2 protein-coding genes are annotated in these 4,616 nt (G+C 55.9%); both read right to left on the reverse strand.

The window, feature by feature from the left end:
* Positions 1–433: 433 nt before the first annotated feature.
* Positions 434–772 (reverse strand): tryptophan synthase subunit beta, encoded by a 339-nt coding sequence (locus tag Q8K09_RS03570; protein WP_305253653.1) that lies wholly within the window; start codon positions 770–772, stop codon positions 434–436.
* Positions 773–845: 73 nt separating this feature from the next.
* On the reverse strand, positions 846–4,616 hold a 3,771-nt coding region (locus tag Q8K09_RS03575; protein ID WP_305253654.1), incomplete at its 5' end, for a tandem-95 repeat protein.

Consider the following 4,616-nt stretch of genomic DNA (forward strand, 5'->3'; position numbering starts at 1 on the left):
GCCCGATCAGGAGCACATGAGCGGATTTTCATTATGGCTCAAGGCACCTAATGCCTTAATTAGAAGCCGGATATACGGAAGCAGTCGTACCTAGGTTCGTTTGAAGAGCGTATCACTGGCAAAACGGGGGGAGTCCATATAGGGATTAGCTCCAGCGTAATCCAGGGATAGATGGTTAGGCCGACAAATAGTCCCGGATTTCATCCGGCTACGGGACTGGCACCCTGTGGGAGCGGACTTGTCCGCGAACGGATCCGTGCCTTCGTTCAGCAATATTGGAGGCGGCCGCAGAACCGTAGCCTGGGTTAGCTCCAGCGTAATCCAGGGCGCGATGGATAGACCGACAAACAGTCCCGGATTTCATCCGGGCTTGGGACTTAGGAGCGGCCGGGCAGCGTTGCGCTTAACCCGTGAAGCCTTGTTTCATCGCCGCTCAGATCAATCCTGATTCATCGTCATTGATCAGCCGATTCAACCCACCAAGGGCATCGCGAGCCTTGCTACGGCCGACCAGTTTGCTCTGCGCCGCTTCCGGCAAGTCGGTAATGCGTACAACCCCTTTCTGGATCAACACGGTGATCAAATCTTCCAGCACCCGGATCATATCCAGGTCGCTCTGCTTGAGCTGCAGCAGGCTGCTTTCCACCGTTTGATTGGCAAACCAAGCCAGCGCCTCCTGATCATCAGCGGCAAGCTCACCATCCATGTCAGCGAACGGTGCGGCCTGAACCTGCTGCAGATTGCCCCAGGTATCGCGTTTTACATACAGCATCTATCACTCCTTAACGCCAACGGCTTCCCTGGAACGAAAACCCCGCTAACCGATGTTAGCGGGGTTTTGGCCGTCAGGTGTGGTCGATCTTGATGGTCGGATCGGAGCCGGCGATCAGCGAGTTGACCAGGGCCGCTTGGCTCAGGTTGCCCGGATTGAGATTGATCGGGTCAGCACCGTTCTCCAGCTTGATGGTCACATCCGCATTGCTCCCAGTTGCATCGAGTACCCCAGTGCTGCTGATAAGCAGGGTCGAAGTGGCCGTGTCCACGCGCAGGTACTGGGTAATGTCTGGAGCGTTTTCCGCCTCCTCGCCTTGCAGCAGATCGCTCAGGTCGATGCGGTCGCCTTCACCGATGTTGAAGTCCTTGATCACGTCGTTGCCAAAGTCACCCGCTTGCCAGACGAAGGTGTCGGCGCCGCTCCCACCCAGCAAAATGTCATTGCCAGAGCCGCCAATCAGAGTGTCATGGCCAGCGCCACCTTCGAGGCGGTCATTGCCCATTCCACCCAGTATCAGGTCATCTTCATGGCTGCCGATCAAGACATCATCGCCAGCGGTGCCGTTGAGCGTACCTGTACCGGTTATCAGGTTAGGTGCGCTGTAGGGTGCATCAGCAATGGTAATCAGCAGATTGGCGCTGGCTGTATCGCCGTCGGGCTGCGTCAGGGTGTAGCTGAAGGTATCCGTCTGCCCGAGGTTGCCCACATTGGCGGTCGGTGTGTAGGTATAGCTACCATCGGCGGCAATGCTGAGCATGCCGTATTGGCCGGCAACCTGGGTATTGCCCATAGCGGTAATGGTGCTGCTGGTACCGTTAACGCTGACTGCCGTTATTACTGCCCCCTCAGCCCCCAACACATCAACAGCGCCCCAACTGTTAACGCTGTTCATATAGGAGTTGCTGTCGGTTATGACATTGCCGGAGATGGCCGATGTTTCGGCTTCCGGGTTGGTCAGTGTAGTGGTCAGGACGATATTGCTCAGTGTCACGCTTGCATTTGAGGAGTTGCGACTGTCATCCAGCACGCGAATCTGTAAGCGATAGGTGGCGCCATCAACCAGGCCACTGATCGGGCCAGTGGTGGCGTTCAGGGTTTGATAGCCTGGGGTGCTCCAGGATGAGCCATTCCACTGCTGCAGGCGATATTCGAAGGTGTCGTCGTTATCGGCATTGAAGGCCTTATCAAAGGCCAGTGTGGCGCTACCACCCGAAACGGTGAATTCACGAAAGCCTGTAGTTGCGTTGCCTCCACGTGAATCACTGACGGTCAGATTGTTCAATGCAGTGGTCTCGGTGGTTCTCAGGGAAACCACCGCCTGGGCGAAATTATCGCTAGCCTCGACGCTATTAATAGTCAGTTGGGTGCTGCGTGAGGCGCTGTCTCCATTGGCGCCTTCCGTACTGATCGCCTGGATGTTTAGATGAACATTGTGCAGATCCTGTCCGCTAACCAGCTTGAGCCCCATCAGCTGAGAGTTGTCCAGGACATACTGACCGCTGCTGTTAGCGACAAGGGCACCGCTGTTGTTCTGCAGGATGCTACCGCTGGGCACCCCGTCGATAATGATCTGCAGGGTCTCACTGCCGTCGGTGTCGGTGAGGCGCGCATCCACCGTAATGTCATAGCTGTACTGGCTTGCTACTGCTAGCGCGATATCGTCGATAAACATGCCGCGACCGCTTGCTTGGTCATTATTGGATGCTTCCCGCAGTTCGATAGTTTGCGCGCTGCCAGTACCAATGAAATTGACACTGCCCTCCCGCCAGCTGGTCATGCTCAGTCCGGTGCCATTTTCGGCGAAGGTTCCCACTACAGTGCCGTCGACCAGCACCTCGAAGATGTTGATGTCGGCGCCAAACCCCGGGCGTGGGGTGTACTGGAAGCTGAGGGTATAGAAGCTACCGGAGTCCGTTGATACCGTCCGACTGATGCTCGGTGTATTGGCATACTCGGTCGCGCTGTTCAGTTCGATGTAACGCGTACCGCTGTAGCCTTGCTCTTCGGTGCTGTTATGGCTGGAATCGCGGACTTCGATGCGTGTGGCACCGGTACCCGGCACCCAGCCGTCTGCGCTGGTGTAGAAGGTTTCATTGGCAGATAGTATTGGTGTGGCGTCGAAGTTGCTCAGGAATAGCGGGGTCATGCCGATTTGTGTAGCGCTTACTGCCGCTTGTAGTAACGGTGCATCGGCCTGCGGTGTGACACTCACGGTAACCTGGGCGCTGGAAGTACCACCCTTACCATCGCTGATGCTGTACTGAATCAGTGCCGTTCCACTGTAGTTGCTGACAGGCGTAAAGCTCAGTGTGTTATCTGCGTTGACTACCACAGTGCCATTGCTGGCGGTGGCACCGGTAACTGTCAGAATATCGCCATCAACATCGGTGTCATTGGCCAGCACGTTGATGGTGACCGGTGTGTCTTCATTGGTAATGGCGCTGTCAGCAACGGCGACCGGCGCATCATTGACCGCCTTGATGCCGACCGTCACCGTTGCTGTGGAAAGTCCACCCAGGCCGTCACTCACGGTATAAGTAAAGGTTGCCGAACCGTTGTAGTTGGCGTCAGGGGTAAACACCACGTTGCCGCCAACTAGCTCGACTGTGCCATGCGTTGCCCCTTGCACGCTGACAATACTGATCGGATTGCCATCTGGATCAGTGTCATTACCCAATAGAGTCGTCGGGCTGATGGTCAGAGCCTGATCTTCGTCAGTCACCAGTGCCGGGTTCTCATGTTGCAGCGAGCTACCACCCAGTACTGAATAGGTTCCCCCTTGAGGTCGTAGCTCAATAGTGAGCTGGGCATTGCCAGCTTGATCCCAATAGACGATTTCGAACTGCTGTGCTCCACCTACTGGCACCGTGAAGTCAAACTCACGCGGCGTAGGTCCTTGGTTGCCGTTGAACTGCGCGATTGTCTGGCCATTTATACGGATGCTAAAACCGTCATCAGCTGTTACGAGGAATTGGTAATTACCCGCAGCCAAGTTAACTAGCCCGTTGAGTTTAATGATTGCATCTGAAGAGTTCGCAGAGACGGGCGATAGACTTAAAGCATCGCCACCCAAAAAGGTTTGCAATTTCGAGCCATTGCCCAGGCCGCCATCACCGATCGGGCCGTAGTTCAAATTGGTGGCTGTGAAGGTTGCCGTCGGCGCCCGGCCATCGATAAAGGTTTCAACTTGAGCGAGGTTGGTGAGGTTGGCACCATTATTACCTGCGCCCGTAGCCGTATCGTTATAGCCAAAGTACTGACCGACCAGCCCGGAAATCAGGTAGTTGTCGTTGATGGCAATCGGATCACTATTGAGGTTCAGGCTACCAGCACTGCCTGCGTTACCCGCCAGATCGGTATAGCTACCTGCAGGCAGGCTGACGCTCGGCGAGCCGCCACCTGTCGAAGTGAAGGTGGCCGTCCAGACAGTCGGGTTTTCCGCCGATTGCACCAAATTACTGATCGTACCTCCCGATGGGGCGATGTCGCTTGCAGTAAAGCCGGTGACCGACTCGCTGAAAGTGAAGGTCAGTGTCGTGACTTCCCCGATCGATAGGTTGCTGTCGGTGGTGCTGATGACAACGCTTGGGGCAACCGTATCGATGATTTGTTGAACCTGCGATGCAATGCTCGGGTTCCCCGCTGAGTCGGTAGCTGCGCCTGCAGGCACACTTACGCTGATATTCCCTGTGGTGTTATCAGTCGGGGTCACGACCAAGGTGTAGGTCTGGCCATCGACACTGGTGAAGGTGCCTTTGCTGCCATTGGTGACGGCGACGTCATCAGCGGTGAAACCGCTGACGGCCTCACTGAAGGTAAAGGTGAAGGTCACAGGACCAGT

It is taken from the genome of Pseudomonas sp. (assembly GCF_030683065.1).
Classification (GTDB): Bacteria; Pseudomonadota; Gammaproteobacteria; order Pseudomonadales; family Pseudomonadaceae; genus Aquipseudomonas.